Source organism: Exiguobacterium sp. LL15 (assembly GCF_024436095.1).
In the GTDB taxonomy this organism is placed as follows: domain Bacteria; phylum Bacillota; class Bacilli; order Exiguobacteriales; family Exiguobacteriaceae; genus Exiguobacterium_A; species Exiguobacterium_A indicum.
On sequence record NZ_JANFNX010000003.1, the window covers coordinates 54,296 to 73,357 of the forward strand.

The 19,062-nt window shown below is 47.5% G+C and carries 19 protein-coding genes and 1 other annotated feature; of the genes, 12 read left to right on the top strand and 7 right to left on the bottom strand.

Annotated features, from left to right (window positions below):
- Positions 1 to 51 precede the first annotated feature (51 nt).
- Together NOM72_RS13330 and NOM72_RS13335 are read left to right on the top strand one after the other, a co-directional pair.
- Complete coding sequence (locus NOM72_RS13330; protein ID WP_023469674.1) at positions 52 to 465, top strand: carboxymuconolactone decarboxylase family protein; 414 nt, start codon at positions 52 to 54, stop codon at positions 463 to 465.
- A gap of 76 nt (positions 466 to 541) precedes the next feature.
- Positions 542 to 1,135, top strand: a complete 594-nt coding sequence (locus NOM72_RS13335; RefSeq protein WP_035395612.1) for a metallophosphoesterase family protein — start codon at positions 542 to 544, stop codon at positions 1,133 to 1,135.
- A gap of 62 nt (positions 1,136 to 1,197) precedes the next feature.
- Here the strand turns inward: NOM72_RS13335 and NOM72_RS13340 are convergent, their stop codons facing one another.
- Together NOM72_RS13340 and argS are read right to left on the bottom strand one after the other, a co-directional pair.
- Positions 1,198 to 1,803, bottom strand: coding sequence for a hypothetical protein (locus NOM72_RS13340; protein ID WP_050678446.1), 606 nt, complete (start codon positions 1,801 to 1,803; stop codon positions 1,198 to 1,200).
- Positions 1,804 to 1,833: 30 nt separating this feature from the next.
- Positions 1,834 to 3,516 (bottom strand): arginine--tRNA ligase, encoded by a 1,683-nt coding sequence (gene argS, locus NOM72_RS13345; protein ID WP_023469677.1) that lies wholly within the window; start codon positions 3,514 to 3,516, stop codon positions 1,834 to 1,836.
- A gap of 60 nt (positions 3,517 to 3,576) precedes the next feature.
- Positions 3,577 to 3,794 (bottom strand) — a binding site (T-box leader).
- A 129-nt stretch (positions 3,795 to 3,923) separates the two neighbouring features.
- Between argS and NOM72_RS13350 the strand changes: the two genes are divergently transcribed.
- Together NOM72_RS13350 and NOM72_RS13355 are read left to right on the top strand one after the other, a co-directional pair.
- Positions 3,924 to 5,600 carry a GGDEF domain-containing protein gene (locus NOM72_RS13350; protein ID WP_255999328.1) on the top strand — a complete coding sequence of 559 codons (1,677 nt, stop codon included), beginning with the start codon at positions 3,924 to 3,926 and terminating at the stop codon, positions 5,598 to 5,600.
- Positions 5,601 to 5,615: 15 nt separating this feature from the next.
- A complete protein-coding gene (locus tag NOM72_RS13355; protein WP_050678443.1) occupies positions 5,616 to 6,398 on the top strand; it encodes an alpha/beta hydrolase in 783 nt (260 codons plus the stop codon).
- Positions 6,399 to 6,456: 58 nt separating this feature from the next.
- Here NOM72_RS13355 and trhO read toward each other — a convergent pair whose 3' ends face one another.
- Positions 6,457 to 7,371: an oxygen-dependent tRNA uridine(34) hydroxylase TrhO gene (gene trhO, locus NOM72_RS13360; RefSeq protein ID WP_023469680.1), complete on the bottom strand. Its 915-nt coding sequence runs from the start codon at positions 7,369 to 7,371 to the stop codon at positions 6,457 to 6,459.
- Between the two features lie 238 nt (positions 7,372 to 7,609).
- Here trhO and NOM72_RS13365 point away from each other — a divergent pair, with 238 nt between their 5' ends.
- From NOM72_RS13365 to NOM72_RS13380, 4 genes are all read left to right on the top strand, one after another.
- Entirely contained in the window at positions 7,610 to 8,257 is a 648-nt protein-coding gene (locus tag NOM72_RS13365) for a TVP38/TMEM64 family protein (RefSeq protein ID WP_023469681.1), read from the top strand.
- A gap of 263 nt (positions 8,258 to 8,520) precedes the next feature.
- Entirely contained in the window at positions 8,521 to 8,847 is a 327-nt protein-coding gene (locus NOM72_RS13370) for a DUF485 domain-containing protein (protein WP_023469682.1), read from the top strand.
- On the top strand, positions 8,844 to 10,400 hold the full coding sequence (locus NOM72_RS13375; protein WP_255999329.1) for a solute symporter family protein: 1,557 nt from the start codon (positions 8,844 to 8,846) through the stop codon (positions 10,398 to 10,400). Before NOM72_RS13370 ends, NOM72_RS13375 begins: the two co-directional genes overlap by 4 nt.
- Positions 10,401 to 10,514: 114 nt before the next feature.
- Entirely contained in the window at positions 10,515 to 11,372 is an 858-nt protein-coding gene (locus NOM72_RS13380; RefSeq protein WP_023469684.1) for a sulfite exporter TauE/SafE family protein, read from the top strand.
- A 55-nt stretch (positions 11,373 to 11,427) separates the two neighbouring features.
- On the opposite strand, the gene NOM72_RS13385 is transcribed toward NOM72_RS13380, so the two are convergent.
- Positions 11,428 to 12,804, bottom strand: a complete 1,377-nt coding sequence (locus NOM72_RS13385) for an alanine/glycine:cation symporter family protein (protein ID WP_023469685.1) — start codon at positions 12,802 to 12,804, stop codon at positions 11,428 to 11,430.
- A gap of 144 nt (positions 12,805 to 12,948) precedes the next feature.
- Here NOM72_RS13385 and NOM72_RS13390 point away from each other — a divergent pair, with 144 nt between their 5' ends.
- The 3 genes from NOM72_RS13390 to NOM72_RS13400 all read left to right on the top strand — a co-directional run bounded on the left by NOM72_RS13390 (position 12,949) and on the right by NOM72_RS13400 (position 16,446).
- Entirely contained in the window at positions 12,949 to 14,166 is a 1,218-nt protein-coding gene (locus tag NOM72_RS13390; protein ID WP_023469686.1) for a PucR family transcriptional regulator, read from the top strand.
- Positions 14,167 to 14,287: 121 nt separating this feature from the next.
- Positions 14,288 to 15,412: an alanine dehydrogenase gene (gene ald, locus NOM72_RS13395; RefSeq protein WP_023469687.1), complete on the top strand. Its 1,125-nt coding sequence runs from the start codon at positions 14,288 to 14,290 to the stop codon at positions 15,410 to 15,412.
- A 173-nt stretch (positions 15,413 to 15,585) separates the two neighbouring features.
- The gene (locus tag NOM72_RS13400) at positions 15,586 to 16,446 is read left to right on the top strand and encodes a tetratricopeptide repeat protein (protein WP_255999330.1); all 861 of its coding nucleotides are present in this window, start codon (positions 15,586 to 15,588) and stop codon (positions 16,444 to 16,446) included.
- A 3-nt stretch (positions 16,447 to 16,449) separates the two neighbouring features.
- Here the strand turns inward: NOM72_RS13400 and NOM72_RS13405 are convergent, their stop codons facing one another.
- Positions 16,450 to 17,097 carry a diacylglycerol/polyprenol kinase family protein gene (locus NOM72_RS13405; RefSeq protein ID WP_255999331.1) on the bottom strand — a complete coding sequence of 216 codons (648 nt, stop codon included), beginning with the start codon at positions 17,095 to 17,097 and terminating at the stop codon, positions 16,450 to 16,452.
- Positions 17,098 to 17,213: 116 nt separating this feature from the next.
- Between NOM72_RS13405 and NOM72_RS13410 the strand changes: the two genes are divergently transcribed.
- Positions 17,214 to 17,837 carry a DUF1836 domain-containing protein gene (locus NOM72_RS13410; protein WP_023469690.1) on the top strand — a complete coding sequence of 208 codons (624 nt, stop codon included), beginning with the start codon at positions 17,214 to 17,216 and terminating at the stop codon, positions 17,835 to 17,837.
- Between the two features lie 45 nt (positions 17,838 to 17,882).
- Here NOM72_RS13410 and NOM72_RS13415 read toward each other — a convergent pair whose 3' ends face one another.
- Complete coding sequence (locus NOM72_RS13415; protein WP_023469691.1) at positions 17,883 to 18,359, bottom strand: LURP-one-related family protein; 477 nt, start codon at positions 18,357 to 18,359, stop codon at positions 17,883 to 17,885.
- Between the two features lie 171 nt (positions 18,360 to 18,530).
- Positions 18,531 to 18,875 carry a restriction endonuclease gene (locus tag NOM72_RS13420; RefSeq protein ID WP_235147606.1) on the bottom strand — a complete coding sequence of 115 codons (345 nt, stop codon included), beginning with the start codon at positions 18,873 to 18,875 and terminating at the stop codon, positions 18,531 to 18,533.
- Positions 18,876 to 19,062: the final 187 nt, after the last annotated feature.

A 19,062-nucleotide genomic window follows, 5' to 3' on the forward strand; every position in this document is an offset into this window, starting at 1 on the left:
TTCTTCCTTTACGATGAGAACATCGTTAAAAAAGAAAGGAAGTCCTTTACCATGGCAACTCATTTTGAATCACGTCACGAAACAGGCGTTAAAAAACTCAGCGAATTCACAGACGCAAACGCTGCACAATCGACGCATGACAAAATCTCTGAATCCCTGAAAGATATCGCTCCAGCAGTCGGTGAGTGGATTACGGATTTCGCATACGGTGAAGTTTACAGCCGCGATGGTCTCGTCAACCGTGACCGCGCAATCGTGACGATTGCTTCTCTCGTCACACAAGGTACAGAACCACAGCTCGCTCTCCACATCAATACTGGATTGACAGCTGGTTTAACAGGCAACGAAATCGTTGAAGCTATCATGCATCTTGTTCCTTACACTGGATTCCCACGTGTCTTGAACGCACTCGAAGTCGCAAAAGTCGTCTTCGCAGAACGTGGCGTCACAGTCGAAACAGAATAAGATAGGCACGACTTAATTGAAAAAAGATGGGCATGACGCATTTTCGGGTATCTCCTTAACAAAGGAGTGGTCGATCATGCGTTATGCCCTTTTTGCGGATCTTCACAGTTCAGTAGCCGACACAGCGGCTGTCCTAGCTGACATACGGCGGATCGCTCCCGATGCGCATTTGTTTTGTCTCGGTGATGTTCATGAATGCCATGTCGGTAAAAAGCGAGCGAAGCGCTATTCTTTCGAATCGCTCTCCCTCGTCGTGACGCTCGATGATGATTTTATAGAGCTGATTGATTTTAAGACGTTACTGGGTAATCAAGAAGAGCGCATCCTGTCTCTCGTTCCACCACATCTGTCTCCTGTCATCGATGCATTACGCGATTGCCCTCGAAAACAACGGATCGAGGGGGCGTTATTGATTCATGGAGATCAACTCAGTTGGTCGCGGGATTTTCTACCCGACCTGTCACAACAACGCGAACCGTTACTCTTTTTTGGTCATAGTCATATCAGAGGTTTGTTTCGAAATGGTATCGCCAAATCGAGCCCACTAGGTCAAACTTTATCCATCAAAGGAAAACGATATGCCGTCAATCTGGGTCCCGTCGTCTTCGAACGAGAATGGTGTCTTTACGATTCAGAGCAACAAACGATCGTATTCTATCAGGCGAAGTAAGAGGATACGACAAAAGCCGTCGGGCACAGGGCTCGACGGCTTTTGTTCATGCATCTTATTGATCAGAGATAACGGACAAGCGATGCCTTGACGACATCCACTTGTGTGAAGTTCGTCTCTTCCGCGAATGTTTCGATGACTTGACGGACATCCCCTTGACGACGTACGAAGCTCGTCGGGACTGGTGTCGTACCGACAAGTTGCTCATGCAGACTCGTCAATCGATGATCATCGATGATCGTCGTCATCAAATCAAGGAACAGGAGAACATGCAGACGGTTCAAATAATCCCATGGTTTGTCTTCCGAACGGAATTCATTACGAGCGAGCCATTTTTTCAATCCGATCGCATCGATTTGACTCAACGTCTCTGTCGTACGTGCCGACTTCCAAAGCGTCAACAGTTCACCCAGTTTTTTTCGTGTCTGTTTCTTACGCATGAAGAATTCAAAATTATCTTTCGTCCGTAATGCGTCTCCTTCAATCGGAGCAATCAAATCGGCTTCCGGCGCCGTCACGAAATCGTGAACGAAATCGACAGACTCTCCCGGTAACCAAGCAGCGACTTTCCCGTGAAAATCAGCCATAAAGGCGACCGTTTCTGCCAAAGGCTCCTGCTTCATCTGTGAAGCAGCTTGCTGTAATCGTTCTTTCGTCTCAGTCTTCATAATCTACCTCTTCTTATTCGTGGATTGGTCTTACATTTCTTCTGGAGCGCCGACACCGAGTAAACGAAGACCCTCTGTCAAGACGATCGTGACCGACTTGACGAGTGCAAGACGCGATTGTTTTGCTGCGTCATCTTCGAGAACACGGACGTGTCCGTAGTATTTATTGAAGCTTTGTGCAAGATCTAAGACGTAGCGGCTGATGATTGATGGCTCGCGACGTGTGAACGCGCGATCGATGACCGTCGAGAATTGGTTTAGCATCGAGACGACACCCCATGCATGATCATCGGCACTACCAGCGAATGGTGTGCCATCATAGCCACCTTTACGGAGCAACGAGTGCGCACGGGCATTCGTGTACTGGACATACGGTCCTGTTTCGCCTTCGAATTTCAACATCTGCTCAAGATCGAACTCGATGTTGTTCATCCGTTCGTTCTTCAAGTCGTGGAAGATGACGGCGCCGACACCGACTTGACGAGCCGTGGCTTCGGCATTCGCTAAGTTCGGATTTTTTTCCGCGATGTTTTGCTTCGCAACGTCGATCGCTTCTTGTAGTACTTCTTCAAGTAAGACGATCCGACCTTTACGCGTCGACATTTTCTTTCCGTCCTTCATGATCAGACCGAACGGCACATGGTGCATTCCGTCGACGTTCTCAAATCCAAGTTTCTTCAAGACTGCGAACAATTGCTTGAAGTGAAGCGCTTGTTCCCCACCGACGACGTAGAACGCTTGCTCAAAGCGGTACGTTTCGAGACGATAGACAGCAGCTGCTAAGTCACGTGTCGCATAAAGCGTTGCGCCATCTTTCTTTTTAATCAAAGCAGGTGGCATACCTTCTGCTTCGAGGTCGACGACCATTGCCCCTTCTGATTCGACGAGGAGATCTTTTTCTTCAAGCAAATCGATGACGTGTTGCATCTTATCGTTGTAGAAGGCTTCTCCGTTCAAGCTATCGAATTTAACACCGAGCATCTCATAGACACGGTTAAACTCGACGAGTGAGACTTCACGGAACCACGTCCAAAGCGTCGTTGCCTGCTCATCACCTTGTTCGAGTTTTTTGAACCAGAGACGTCCTTCATCCTCAAGTGCCGGATTTGTTTCCGCTTCTTCGTGGAACCGGACGTATAATTTCAACAATTCCTTGATTGGTTCTGCACGGACCGCTTCTTCCTCACCCCACATCGTGTAAGCCACCATCAATTTCCCGAACTGTGTTCCCCAGTCCCCTAAGTGGTTGACACCGACGACGTCGTACCCTTTTTTACGTGAGATTTGGTTGAGCGCGTTCCCGATGACCGTCGAACGCAAGTGCCCCATCGAGAAGGGTTTCGCGATGTTTGGTGATGAAAAATCAGTGACGATCGTTTTTCCATTCGCTTCACTTGATCCGAACGCCTCTTGCTCCGTCAGGACTTGGTTGACGATTTCTTGCGAGACGACTTCCCGGTTCAAGAAGACGTTGATGTAAGGACCAACAGCTTGAACGTTCGAGAACAACGGCGCGTCAATTTTTTCTGCGAGCTCCGAAGCAATCATGTTCGGTGCTTTACGGAATGCTTTAGCGAGCATGAAACATGGGAATGCCAGATCTCCATGATCTTCATGTTTCGGTTGCTCGATCAGTTGTTCGATTTGTTCAACCGATAAGGCACCTTCCATGACGTGATGTAATACTTCTGCATACTGCGCTTTATAACTCATCTTTATTTCCTCCTGCTTCACTGATTTTTTGGCAATAAAAAACGCCCCTTGCGCCACGCGCAAAGAGACGGAATGACCGCGGTACCACTCTTCTTGGTGTCACTCGACACCCACCTTGTTCGGGGATAACGGGGTTCCCCCGGCTACGCCTTTTCCATCAGGAATCGGGCAGCGTCTCAGAAGTGCGTTTCACGACCGGTTCGTCCTCAGGCTTCCACCATTCCCTGATTCGCTAGTTGACGAATATCAACCGTTACTCTCTTCATCATCGACTGTATTCGATATCTTTCACATTATACGCAATTCTTTCTTTTCTCTCAACCTTATTTTTTTGGTAAATGGCTTATCAAAATTTCCACAATTCGGGTATAGGAATAAAAGATACTTCTCAGGGGGAGGGATGTTTCATGCGCTACTACCAACATGTAGCCCGGACGAGCTGGATCGTCTTCGGTCTCGTCGCCTTGACATTATTAGTGATCGGCATCGTTCATCCACCAACCTTCCATCCTTCTGTCTCCATCATCAACACTCTTTATTTATTCGGACTCGTTCTCCTGTTTCAGTTCGATAATGTCCGTCGTGGTGGCATTTACTATACATTCCAAGAAGGCATCATCTTATTTTTATTCCTCAATTATGGTTTAACGTACGCCTTGATTTTAAGCCAAGTCGGTATTCTCGTCTTTCAATTCATGTCTCACCGAAAAGCGATTCGTTGGAAACGTTTCGTTTATCTCTACCCGATCAACGCCTTGTTCGATTTAGTCTACATCTCGCTTCCGGCCTTTGCGTATTATGCGCTCGGCGGACCAATCGGCTCAAACTTTACGTATACGAAAGCCTTACTCCCTTTCATCGGCTTTTTGATCACCGTCTTCCTTGTCTCTTACTTCCAATGTCTATTCGTCAATCGCTTCCTCTACTTGAAATACGACTGGCAACGTCTCGTAAAGCTTCAGTCCCTCGTCTACGGGATTAGCATGTTAAGTGCTCTACTTGGAATCTGGTTCTACGATGAAAGTCCGCTCGTCGCGGCTACAGTTTCCGTCTTGATTCTCTTTTTGTTCAAACGTCTGTTGCAAGAGCGTGGTGACTCCCTTGAAGCAAACGATAATGCTAAGCGATTTGATGATGCGAAGGAACACTTGTTGATTTCCCGCTTCGAGCGCGAGACGATCGATTCGTTGCTCCTCGATTTACCGCATCTATTGCCGTTTTCTGAAGGTTGGATCTCGATTCAACAACAGCGGAAACAAGTCATCTATAACATCCGGACGAAACAACCGATCGACGTGTTACCACTGTTTCATTCCTTGTCAGCCGACGATTTGCATACCCCAATCATCTATGGTCTTCGTTGTGACTGGGGAAACGATATTCAGATCGGATTGCCTGTCGATCGTCACTCGATGCTAGCGATTCCTTCGATTACGAGCGGAGAGGTCGATGTTTCGATCATCCTATTCCATCAAGTCGCAGACGCCTATGATGCGACAAATGCCGACGAATTATCTCGTTTGCTCCGTATCTTTTGTCGCGTCTTAGAACGCTCACGTGAAACGGTCCAACTCTATACGGAAAGTCGGACCGATGCCTTGACCGAATTACCGAATAGCCGTGCTTTTTATGAACACGGTCGGCAGGAATTTGCGGCTGACTCCTACCCGCTCTCCGTGATCCTGTTCGATATCGATCATTTCAAACGTGTCAATGATACGTACGGTCATAAAGTGGGCGATCTCGTCCTTCGTGAACTCGGTCGACGTATCCAGGCGATCCAATTGCAATATGATGATGTCTTTGCTGCTCGTTATGGTGGGGAGGAATTCGTACTTCTGTTGCGAAATGGTAGTCAAGAGGCTGCTATCCAGATTGCCGAGACAGTCCGCCATGCGGTCATGGATCGTCCCTTCCTCGTCGATGGTCACCGACTGTCCTTAACCGTCAGCCTCGGAATTGATACAGTGGAGGAAAGATATCAACGGACGTTCGAAGAATCGTTACGTCAAGCCGACCATGCACTCTATGTCGGCGGAAAACACAATGGACGCAATTGTACCGCGCATTATGCAAACCTTTGAAAGGTCGTGACTCTATTGTCGATTACGGAAATTGAAATGACGCTACCGACATCACAAACTCACCGGACGATTCGGATTCATCGTCCGCCCCATTTGGATCCTTCTGAAGCGTTACCAGTGATTTATATGCACGATGGACAAAACGTCTTCAGTGGAGAAACCGCCTCGTTCGGAAAAGGCTGGGAGATTCATCTTGCGCTACAACAGACACAGATTCCGGCAATGGTCGTTGCGATCGACAGTCCAGAAGACGGAATGGATCGTTACGATGACTACGCTCCTTGGAGTGATGAAGCTTTATTGATGCGGACTGCCTATCCTTCACATCGGTCGTCGATCGGTGGAAAGGGTAAGGTCTACATGGACTGGATCATCCGCGAGTTAAAACCATACATTGATGCCAACTACGCGACACGTCCTGATGATACGACGATGATCGGCAGCTCGATGGGTGGCGTCATCTCGCTCTATGGATTATTCGCGTATCCGGAAGTCATCACGCGCGTCGCTGCCCTGTCGACTGCCGGATGGGCAAACTTCTCCTCACTCCTTGAATTCATCGAGCGTAGTCCGTCTCTGTCTGCCACTCATCGCTGTTATATGGATGTCGGCACAAAAGAAGTGAGTGGTCCGATGACCGAAACGGATTATTTACACACAAATGATGTATTAGCACGGGCGGTCGAACAAAAACTCGCTCAAAGTCGCTATACGATCATCCCGGAAGCGATTCATCATGAAACGGCCTGGGCGAAACGTTTACCCGATGTTTTGCGTTACTTGTTTCCTTCTTCTTGAATACACAAAAAGCCGGGCGATTTCTACTAAAGAAATCCTCCGGCTTTTTACGCGTGCCTTATACTAATTCTTCTTGTTGCTCTTTTTCATAACGGTTGCGCGGATGCTCCCGGCATTCATCGGAACACGAACGCATGACTTTTGGTTCGCATTCTTCACAGCAGAAGTGCTGTCGATTACATTCCGGGTTTGCACAATTAACGTAGCGCGTCTCCGGTTTTCCACAGTAGTAACATTCTGAGACGACAGAAGGATTGACGGCATTGACAGGAACTTGTACACGTTCATCAAAGACGTATAGTTCGCCTTCCCAGTCTTCTCCTTGCGTCTGTTCATCTTTTCCGTACATGACGACTCCGCCTTTAAGATGGAAGATATCATCACTCTGTTGCCGTTTACGGAAGTACGCCGTGAATTTTTCACAACGAACGCCACCTGTACAGTATGTGAGAACCTTTTTCCCTTCAAACAAATGCTCGTTCTCGTCAAGCCACTCCGGGAATTCCCGTGAAGCATCGACATCCACTTTTACAGCATTCTTGAAGTGTCCGAGGTCGTATTCATAGTTGTTGCGTACATCGAGAATGACGACGTCATCTTGTTTCATCATTTCTTTCCACTCTGCTGGTTCAAGATACGCAGCGTGTTCTTCTGGTACGTTGAATTCATCCTCAAAACGCCATGTGACGAGTTCTTTTTTGTAACGGACGAACGTCTTTTTGAAGGCGTGCTCTTCGACTTCATCGATTTTGAATTCGATGTCAGCGAATCGTGGATCCGCCGTCAAGTCCTTCATGTATTGTTCCGTTTGTTCGACCGTTCCAGAGAGTGTGCCGTTGATTCCTTCTGGTGCGATCAAAATCCGACCTTTGATACCGAGCTCTTTACAGTAAGCAAGATGCTCTTTCGTTAGCTGTTCCGCATTTTCAATCGGAACATACTTATAAAATAATAGTACGCGATAAGGTTTCATATTCCTCATTAGCCCCCATGTCAGTTTTTTGCAGTAAAACGAACGTTGGCAAACGAAGCGTCTAGCTATTGACTAGCTGGGAACGCCTGCAAAACGCACCCATTTAAGTATAATACCAACTCCCTTTCGAATGTACAATCTACAATTCCTGAATCCCTTTCAAGGAATTTCATTCCCTTTCTCAATCAGAAAGAGGTAAAATAAAACACAGTAGTACATCTCGCAAGGAGGATTCCGAATGCTCCATACACTTCGTGACTGGATCGAGCAGATGATTTTCTTTCTCCAAGACTTACCTGGAGGAGCTGCCACCGGTTTGATTGCCCCGTTTCTTGAGTCTCTATTTCCTTTCCTGCCACTCGTCCTGATCATTTCCGCGAATGCGGCAACTTATGGTTTTGGTATGGGTGTTCTCGTATCATGGGTCGGGAGCATGCTTGGATCACTCGTCGTCTTCGCTTGTATTCGATATCTATTTCGTCGTCCGGTCACGCGTTGGCTTGAAAAACACCATGCCGCGCAGCAGTGGATCGAACGTGTTCGTCACATGAGTCCCATCTCACTCGGATTCTTTTTCTCGCTTCCGTTCATGCCTGCGTTCATCATCACGTCCATTTCCGCCATGATTCAACTATCGCTGCGGACGTATTTGATTGCTGCTGGTGCCGGTCGTCTGATCGTCGTCATCATCTTCTCGCTGATCGGAAAGGAATGGTCCACGTTCCTTGAACGTCCGATGCGTCTTGTCCTTCTATTTTTGATTTTACTCGCCATCTGGGGAGTCAGTCGCGGGACGGAAGAATGGTTGAAGCGTCGTGCGCTCTCAAAACGTGCGGATCATTTACGGGAAATCGAAGATAAAATCGAACGTCCATCTGAAAAATGACTCAAGCCTGTCTATGATTCCATAGACAGGCTTTTTAAGCTGTTCTCATTTTTCGGAGACTAGGTCTTTTGAATCATTTTATAATGTAATTAATATATAAAAATAACGTTCAAACAATGTTCAATATTGAAAACGCTTACATTAAATTGGTATGACCAATATTAATATAATAATGAGCTTTTCCTCATAAAAATTAGGATAGCTTTTCCAGAAACGACATCCTTATAATGAATTTACATTCATTCCTTAAAGGAGGCGGCCTCATGCATCAAGTGTCCGAAGTTCAAAAAAATGAAGCGACTCAATCCGCTCCAGCAATCGTCGAGAGTGCTACCTTTCAACAATTGATGCGTCAAAAGAATGGCTTCATTCTTCCAGCCATCAGTTTCTGTCTTATTTTTTATTTTACGCTTCCGATTTTGACAAGCTACTTTACGATTTTAAATCAGCCGGTATTCGGTGATATTACGGGTGCTTGGATCTTCGCTTTTGCTCAGTTCATCATGACGTGGACGTTCTGCATGATGTATAGCAAAAAAGCACGTGCCTTTGATCGACTCGTCGAACAAATCAAGGAGGAGTCGAAATGAATTATACTGCCGTTGCTTTATTTGCGGCGATCGTCGGTTTGACGCTCGTCATTACATACTTTGCTGCTCGTAAAACAAAAACTGCTAACGACTTTTATACAGCGGATGGCGGACTCACTGGTGCACAAAACGGGATGGCGATTGCCGGCGACTATATGTCCGCTGCCTCGTTCCTCGGAATTGCTGGGATGATCGCTTTAGCCGGATTCGACGGATTCTTCTACTCAATCGGCTTCCTCGTTGCCTATCTGGTTGTCTTGTACCTCGTTGCCGAACCACTTCGGAACCTTGGGAAGTACACGATGGCGGATATGATTGCCGCTCGTTTCAATGCTTCAAAAGTTCGAGGAGTCGCTGCCATGAACTCAATCGCGATCTCGATTTTCTATATGATTGCGCAACTCGTTGGTGCGGGTGCCTTGATTGAACTGTTATTAGGAATTCCTTACACGACGAGTGTCATCATCGTCGGTATCTTGATGACAGTCTACGTTGTCTTCGGTGGTATGACAGCGACCTCATGGGTCCAAATCATCAAAGCGATCCTCTTGATGGCAGGAACAGCTGTCATTTCTTTCATGGTATTCGCCAAGTTCGATTTTTCGATCTTCAAGATGTTTGCAGAAGTCAAACAAGCGACACCGCTCGGTGATTCATTCTTGAATCCCGGAAACAAGTTCAAATTACCGCTCGATACGATTTCATTGAATCTCGCACTCGTTCTCGGAACGGCTGGATTACCACATATCTTGATTCGTTTCTTTACTGTTAAGGATGCTCCGACTGCTCGTAAATCCGTCGTATATGCGACGTGGATCATCGGTGCCTTTTATATCTTGACGATCTTCCTCGGCTTTGGTGCCGCTGCTTTCGTCGGTTCTGAAGATATCATTGCTGCCAATGCTGCTGGTAACATGGCGGCACCACTTCTCGCCCAGGCGCTCGGTGGTGATTTACTCTTTGCGTTCGTCGCTGCAGTCGCCTTTGCGACGATCCTCGCCGTTGTTGCGGGACTCGTCTTATCCGCAGCATCCGCCTTTGCCCATGACTTCTACAGTCATATTCTTCGCAAAGGACAAGCAACGGAAAAAGAACAGATGACGGCAGCACGACTCGCTTCCATCGCCGTCGCCTTGATTTCGATGGTACTGGCATTGTTCGCACAAACGATGAACGTCGCGTTCCTCGTTTCGCTTGCCTTTGCTGTCGCGGCAAGTGCCAACTTGCCAGTCATTCTCTTGACGATCTTCTGGCGCCGTTTCAATACTGGCGGAGCTGTCACAGGTATGGTCGTCGGGTTATTCTCTTCACTGATTCTCGTCGCACTCAGTCCAAACCTTTGGGCAGTCGACGGTTCAGCCTTGTTCGTCGGGGAAGCCCTCTTCCCGCTGACGAATCCAGGAATCGTCTCTATCCCACTTGGCTTCCTCGGAGCCATCGTCGGGACACTGTTGACGAAATCGAACGAAGTTGCCGGTAACTTCGAACGTATCATAGTCAAGGCCAATACCGGTATCGATGCTGCTGTAGAAGTCGCCGCGTCAAAAGAATAAGTTCCCCTTAACGGCTCCTTCAACCCCCTTGAAGGAGCCGTCCCCTTTTACATTCTTCTCGTTCATTGCCATACTAAGTGAAGAATAGAGAAGAAAAAGAAAGGAAGACTGTACATGGATCTCGCTTTTTATTATTTCTTAATCCTCGGATTTTTCATTGGAATCATCTCCGGCTTTTTTGGAATCGGTGGCGGTATCATCTTGACGCCTCTACTACTCATTTTAGGATATGCTCCAAGCGTTGCGATCGCGACCAGTCTCATGTTGACTCTCGGATCAACGGTTTCAGGTACGATCTCTCACTTACGCCTTAAAAATGTCGTCTGGCGCGATAGTCTTGTCGTCGGGGGCGTTGGAATCATCGGTTCGACGATCGCGACACCACTCGTCCTTCGTTTAGAGGAAGTCAACGGTGCCCATCTCGTCATCTCGATCGTTTATATCGGACTCTTACTCTACTTCGCGAATAAGTTCTTACGTCCGAAAGCGACGACCGGTGAACAGACGGGTTGGAAAAATCGATATCTTGCTCTTGCCTTCACTGGTCTGTTCGCTGGATTCATCTCTTCGCTTCTCGGTGTCAGCGGTGGATTCATCATCACACCGTTACTCGTCGGGATCGTTGGCTATGAGTTGAAACGTGCAGTCGGAACGAGTATTGCTTCTGCGTTACTGATCGTCCTATCGGGTCTCGTCAACTATACGGTCGCGAGCACGAATATCGATATCCTCGTCGGTATCATGCTAATTGTCGGCGCCTTGCTCGGAGCACCGATTGGCGCGAAGCAGTTGACGCATTTCGAAAGTCCGTTCGTCAAAAAGTACCTCGGTATCTTCTATTTGACGGTTGCGGTCAGTGTGTTACTCGAGATCATCGGCTGGAACGTCGCTTCACTCTCCGTTCTCGTTGCGCTTAGTTTGATTTTCTTACTGACACTCCTCATCTACAGCCGTCGTCGAACGAATGGATGAATCGTCTCATCAGAAAAGCGGTGATGCCCCTATCAGGCATCACCGCTTTTTTCCGTTAAGCCACTCGTTTGTGACCGGCTCGTTCATAGTCTCTCGTTTGTTCAATGACTAAGTGCGACAAGAACAACATTCCAACCAAGTTCGGAATCATCATCAGCCCGTTCGCGATATCTGCGACAAGCCACAACGGTTCTAATTGCGCGACCGCACCATAACAGGCTGCGAGCGCAAAGAAAACACGATATCCTTCGTTGAAACGTGTCGTGCCGCTCAAGTACTCCAAGCACTTCTCTCCATAGACATACCAACCGATGATCGTTGAATAACCGAAGAAGAAGACGGAGAAGGCGACAGTCCATTCTCCAAATGATCCAAGGACACTCGCAAAGGCGGTTGCTGTCAGTGCTGCCCCGGAAAGATTCGCATCATGCGTCATACCTGAATGTAGCCCGCCTGACGGATCCCAAAAGCCTGTCGTCAGAAGGACGAGTGCCGTCATCGTACAAACGATCAAGGTCACGATGAAGGTACTCGTCATCGAAATCAATCCCTGTTCGACCGGACGCTCACTTTTCGCAGATCCGGCAATCAAGGCTGCTGTCCCAAGTCCTGCTTCGTTCGTGAAAATACCACGTGCTACACCGACTTGCATCGCCATCATGATCGATACACCGGTGAAGGCTCCTGCAGGCGCAAGCGGCTGGAAGGCGTACTCAAAGATTAAACCAAAGGCTGGTAGAATCTGATCCGCCTTCAATATTAAAAGGACACAAGCGGCACCGATATAAAGTAAGCTCATGATCGGAACAAAGATCGTCGAGATCGCACTGACGCGTTCAAGTCCACCACGAATCGATACATAGACCGCAATCGCGAGCAGAATGCCGAACAATAGCAGCGGCACACGGAACGATTGCTCAAGCACCGTTGCCATCGCATTCGCTTGCACCGTGTTCCCGACACCAAACGATGCGATCAAACCAAATACCGCAAACAGGATGGCGAGTAGTTTAAATTTAGGTCCTAGTCCCTTCTCGATATAATACATCGGTCCACTGACGGCTTCGCCGCGTTCGTTTCGACTTCTAAAGAGAATGGCAAGGAGGCTTTCTGCATATTTCGTCGCCATTCCAATTAAACCGATGACCCACATCCAAAAAACTGCGCCCGGTCCGCCCATCGTCAAGGCGACTGCGATCCCTGCGATGTTTCCGTTTCCGATCGTCGCTGCGAGGGACGTCATCAACATCTGAAAGCTACTGATTTCACCTTCACCTTGCCCTGATTTTTGAACAGATAATTGAAACGCTTGTTTTAAACGTCGAAACTGAAGACCACGTAAGCGGATCGTAAAGTATACTCCTGTTCCTACCAACAACATCATACTCGGAATCCCCCAGACCCAAGCCGATATCAGACGTAATACTTCCATGCCATTTCATCCTCTCTGTCTTTTCCGAGGCTTACCGTAGCATGTAGTTGTGTTTTCTTACAATACAAAAGAATACTTTTTGTGATTTTACACAATAGAAGATATACTAAAACTATCGAGCGAAAGAGAAAGAAGGGAAATCCCATGTTAGAAGCTTCATATCATTCTTTAGACGACTTAGCGGAAGCGATCGGTATTGCCTTGAATGCCCCGATTACGATTGAAGATCGCAATCACCGCCTTCTTGCGTATAGTACGCATACGGCTGATACAGACCCTGCCCGTGTCGCAACGATCATTGGTCGCCGGGTACCGGAATCGGTCATCGACCAACTCTGGAAAGACGAAGTCATCCAGAGCCTTGCTACACAAGATGATCCACTCATTATTTCCGCACGCACGGATGTCGGATTGAACGATCGTGTCGCCATTGCAATCAAGCAAGATTCAGAAATTCTCGGCTATATTTGGTCGATTGCTCGAAGCACTCCTTTTACTCCATCGGAACTAGCGGATTTAAAGAAAGGAGCATTGCTTGCCCAACGTCAGTTACTGGCGATCGACATGCAGAAAAAACGGAAGGAAGAGCAAACGGAACAGTTTTTCTTCGAGTTATTACATGAAGAATTATCCGAGTCGGAGATTCTGAAGATGTTCTCTAAGCTCCATGTCGCACCACCCGGTATTAGCCGTTTGACGGTCATTCGTTTTTCGGAAGCAATCACACCACGACTTGCGGATCGCCTGCGCTATTTATTGACGATTCAGCAGACAGTTCGTCCGTTACTTTACGCGTATGATGAAACAGATTTCATCTTGTGGATCAGCACAAACGACCGCGACGCAGAACAAGAGCGTCTGCAGTTCGACGCTTTCATCCAATCATTTCGACAATTGCTCGCGGAGCGGTTCGATTATACGGACTTCGTCGCAGCAAGTAGTGAAGTCTTCACGGGCGTCCAAGCGATTCCGGAGCGCTATGAAGAAGCTGGCATCGTCTTACGTTTAAAGGACGCCTTTCCATTTGAGCTGAAGAACGTCACTCGTTACGAACGCCTCGGCTTATTCCAGCTCTTACCGATTTTCTCGGAGCGTCTGCGACGGCGGACGGTTCGCTTGGAAGAAATCGAACGTCTGCGTGCTTACGATTTGAAACATGCCTCCTCCTTATGTGAGACGCTAGAGTGGTTTCTTCATTATGATGGGAACGTCAAACAAGTCGCTTCCCATCTCCATGTTCATCCGAATACGATCCTTTATCGGATGCGACGGATCGAGGAGGAAGCGGGCATTCGAATGGAATCTTTACCTGAACGCTCCTTACTTTATTTGTACCTAAAAGCAGACCGATATCCTTTGTGATTTTACACAAAGGATATCGGTTATTTTTGAAAACGCCGATAAAGTAGAACGCTTTCATTTCTCGTATACTGAAGAAGAAGAGAAATTGATTTGTTTATTTGCGAAAGGGGATCGCGTTCACATGATCATTGGAGTATTAAAGGAAATCAAAAACAACGAAAACCGTGTTGCATTAACACCTGCCGGGGTAGCAGCGTTACATGCACAAGGACATCGTGTCATCATTGAATCGATGGCAGGTATGGGGAGTGGCTTCACGAACGAAGAGTACGTCAAAGCCGGTGCTGAAATCATCGCGACTGCTGCTGAAGTCTGGGCAACAGCCGAACTTGCTTTGAAAGTCAAAGAGCCGATCGCTTCAGAGTACCAATACTTCCGTCCAGATTTAACATTGTTCACGTATCTTCACCTAGCGGCTGAGCCAGAATTGACACGTGCGCTTGTTGATTCGAACATCACAGCAATCGCTTATGAAACGGTTGAAAAGAACCGCACCCTTCCATTGTTAACACCAATGAGTGAAGTCGCAGGACGCATGGCATCACAAATCGGTGCACAGTTCTTAGAAAAACCACACGGTGGTATGGGCATCCTGCTTGCAGGTGTTCCTGGGGTTCGTCGTGGAAAGGTCACAGTCATCGGCGGCGGTGTCGTCGGAACGAATGCTGCGAAACTCGCGGTTGGTCTCGGTGCGGATGTCACGATCATCGATGTCAGCCCAGAACGCCTTCGCCAGTTGGATGATATCTTCGGTAACTCGATCAACACATTGATCTCAAACCCGTACACGATTGCTGAAGCTGTCGCTGAAAGTGATCTCGTCATCGGTGCTGTCTTGATTCCAGGTGCAAAAGCACCGAAACTCGTCACTGCCGACATGGTCAAACGCATGAAGCCGGGCGCTGTCATCGTTGACGTTGCCATCGACCAAGGTGGTATCTTCGAAACGGTCGATCGTATCTCGACGCATGATGACCCAACATATGAAAAATTCGGTGTCGTTCATTACGCAGTCGCGAACATGCCGGGTGCCGTTCCACGCACGTCTACACTTGCATTGACGAACGCAACGCTCCCGTATGTCCTTGAACTCGCGAACAAAGGCACACACCGTGCGCTTGCTGAAAACGAGGCTCTCGAAAAAGGATTGAATGTCGCACAAGGATTCGTCACGTACGAAGCGGTCGCACGCGATCTCGGATACACGTACAAATCCGTTGAAGATGTGCTTCACTTACACGCATGATCTTGAACGTAGAAATAGTCGATGATTCCTTTTCGAGGAACCATCGACTATTTTTTATGAAAAGAAGGAATCCCAGGCGAATATCTTCATTACTTCTTGAGGCACCACCCGGCTTGTCATATGATGAGAAACGAAGACTTATGATTTTGAACTAGTAGAGGGGATCTCATTACATGACACAAACCATAACCGCCCATTCTCATGAACTCCAGAGCCACGTCGCTGAAGTGGCGTTACTCGAAGCACTGACATCCGATACAGAAGAGAACGTACGCATTGCCGCAACCGAGCGCTTACGTGTTCTTGTCCCATCTCATCCATTGCTCAACATTGCTACAGCCCATTCCCTTTATTTCAAGAACGAACACACTCAAGCGCGCCGGCTGATCGAAGAGACACATCAGCAACTCGGCGAACATGTGCAAGGATACATACTCCTCGGTATCATCAGTGAGGATGAAGGATATATGCACGAAGCAGAACAGCTTTTCCTTTCAGCCATCACACGGTTCCCTGAAGAGCCAGCAGGACATCGTTTCCTTGCCGTCCATTACAATCATCGTCAATTTTATGGGGAATCAGCCGTCCATGCGTTTACATATTTAAAGAAGGTTGGCGCATCTGGAATCGATACGCTGATGGCCATTGATTCCATCCAACAATTAGACGGTCATTCGATCGACATGTTGGAAGCACTCTATGCATTAATCCTTGGCGTATCTCATCTCGACAAAACCACCGTCTTTCATGCGACAGCTTCTGTCAATCAAAGCATTCAATATGAGAAGCTGCATGCTACATTGCGCGAAGACAGCGAGGAGACCCTCTATGCTAAGCTCGACGAATGCCTTTCCAACATGCTCGAGCATGGCTTGTTCGCAGCTGTTTACGACGATTCCGAAGAAAAGATCTATCGCCATGTCTTTCAGGATATGTGTCGGGATATGACCATCCGTCATGCAGGTTGGCGTGCGTACCCGGACTATATTCGATTACGCTTTCTCTATTTCAAACAATTGTTGTTACGCGACTGAAAGTCAAAAAGCAAACGCGACGAGTGCCGCGATCGTCCATGGCAAGATCAAGTTGTCGAGATCGCGATATGAGATGGCTTCGATCAAGGCTGCGATGTTCGCAAGCAAGAAGCCATAACTGACAGCGAGCCAAATCGGTTGTCCATAAAACAAGAACGTCACGGTCAACACGAGGAATGACGCCAAAAATAGGGCGATACTTCCTTCAAAGGATCGTTTCGTCTCACCACGGACGTAAAACGTCTTTCCGTAGCGTTTTCCGACGAGAGCCGCGAGACCGTCGCCCCAAGCAAGCACCATGCTTCCCGCAACAAGCGCCATCGGCTGTCGCTCGAAGAAGAACAGGACAAGTCCCGCTAGAGCGAGTGGATAATAGACCGTTCCGTAAGAAGGACGATCGACATCGTGCATCTGACCGATTCCTCTTCGTAGTGTCACTAGATTCACGACAGCAAAGAATAACAACGGTACGATCGCAACGTACCAGTGATCCAGCCAGAGCAGCGCAAGAAATACCCAGTGACCGACAGCAATATGAATCCATTTCCGAACCGTCTCGGGAGAAAAGCCGAAACGGTGTCCAATGACTTCCAGGATGACGAGAACTAGCCCGACGATTCCAATCGTGCCAAGAGCAGCTATCCATTCCATCGTCATTCCCCCCTTTCTTTCCTATTATTGTACGTTGTTTCAGTTGCCATTTGCCCTATTGAACCTTCATTTGATAACATAAGGTCAAATGACGTCCTAGAGAGGAAGTTTTGGAAATGTATGATGCTCAAGCAGTCCAAACATTATCAAGTTGTCTGCAACGCTTGAACGAAGGAAAAGGAATCGAACCCCTCGTCGCAACGGAAGGTACAGAATTGCCGAAGGTCATCAATCGCTTGAAGCAATTCGATCCATTAAAAAATGGTCTATCCATCAATGAAATCGTTCATTTAGCAAATGCCCTGATCGGCGAACATATGTCAGCGACGACGATCCAGAACTGGACGAAACGTGAAGTCCGGGACATCATCGGCGTACCGCATCGCGGAAAGAAGTACTCGATCAATCAGGCTTCGATCATCTATCTACTGGATGATTTAAAACATCTCTTCTCGTTAGAAGAAACACGAGAATTGCTGACGATCGTCTTCAAGAATCCGAATATCGATGAGGATGATTTAATCAGTCCTCTTAATTTTTATCTCGTCTACACGCAACACGCAGAGACAAGTGGACCGATTGAATTAACGGAGAAGCGTCTCAGACGCTCGCTCGAGCGCATTAACGCTTACCGCCCTGAAACTGTCCACGTCCTACAACTGTGTCTCTATGCCCGTCGTGTATCGCATTTGACGCATGAAGCGAAACAACGTCTCCATCATGTTCTGCAAACGACATGATGAAAAAAAGATGCCATCCATGTCATGGAAGGCATCTTTTTTTATTTAGACGGCTGTCAGTGATTTATAGTGGACGTTGTTCGTCAGACTTTTCAAGACAGAGAGTAGTTCGTACATCGAGAGTTTGTCCGCATCCTTGACGAGACGGTACTCATCACCGTCTTGCAACAATTCAGCAACGACTTCTCCAGCTGCACTCCGTACGGAGAATTTTCCTTTTGTCAGGTCGAAGGAAATCGTGAATGTACCACGCTCATACACGTTGTACTCACATTTCTTCGAGAAGAGCGAAAACTTCTCACGCATTTGACCTACCTCTTGTCCATCATGGTTCATCACGACCCACTTCTTACACGTCGGAATGAACTTACCAAACGCTACCCCTCTACCTTCACCATTCATTACTTGAACACGACCATTCTCGTCGTGTTGAACCGCACCGATCATTTGGTGCGCTTCATCATAAATCGCGGCATGACCTTGCGAAAAAACGCAACCCTGCACATAGACAACTTTGCGCAACAGAAATTCTCCTCTCACTGCTAAAACGTGCTGGTTTTTCGTCCCCAGTTTATTTAGACATCCTGTATAGTTTAACTTTCTTTATCTGTATGATATTTCGTTAACGAAAATGATTATTGCACCGTTTCTCCAAATTGACAACCCCCTTTTGTCGACAATCATTCGACATGTTCAATGCAGGTTCATCTCCTTTGCAAATGCGAGCAATTCTTCCCGATCAATGAGGCGAACCTGATTTGGTTCCGCTAGCTGATATGCAGCTTCCGTAAAGGTCGAATTCGTAACGACCCACCCCTCGTCCATCCCATAGAATGGAACCGAGGCAGCGACCTGTTGAACCGCTTCGAGCCCTACAGCCGCACTATATCGCTTTGCCTGGATGGCAATCTTATACCCTCGTTCATCCTCTATCAACAAATCTGCTCCGAAGTCGCGTGAAGCAGGTGTCAACTCGACTCGATATCCTGCTGTTTCAAATAAATCGGCAAGCCATTCTTCAAATTCTCGTCCTTCCATTCGATCGAGTCGTTTTTCAAGCGACGGCGTTAAAATGGACAAAAGAAGAAAAAGGATACACCCTACTATACTGATGATTAAGATTAAAGGTTCCCAAGAACTCGAAAAAAAATAAGTTCCGAAAATTCCTATCATTGCAAACAAAGCTGCTAGTAACAATCGTTTTCGTTTCAATCGTTTCATCGTG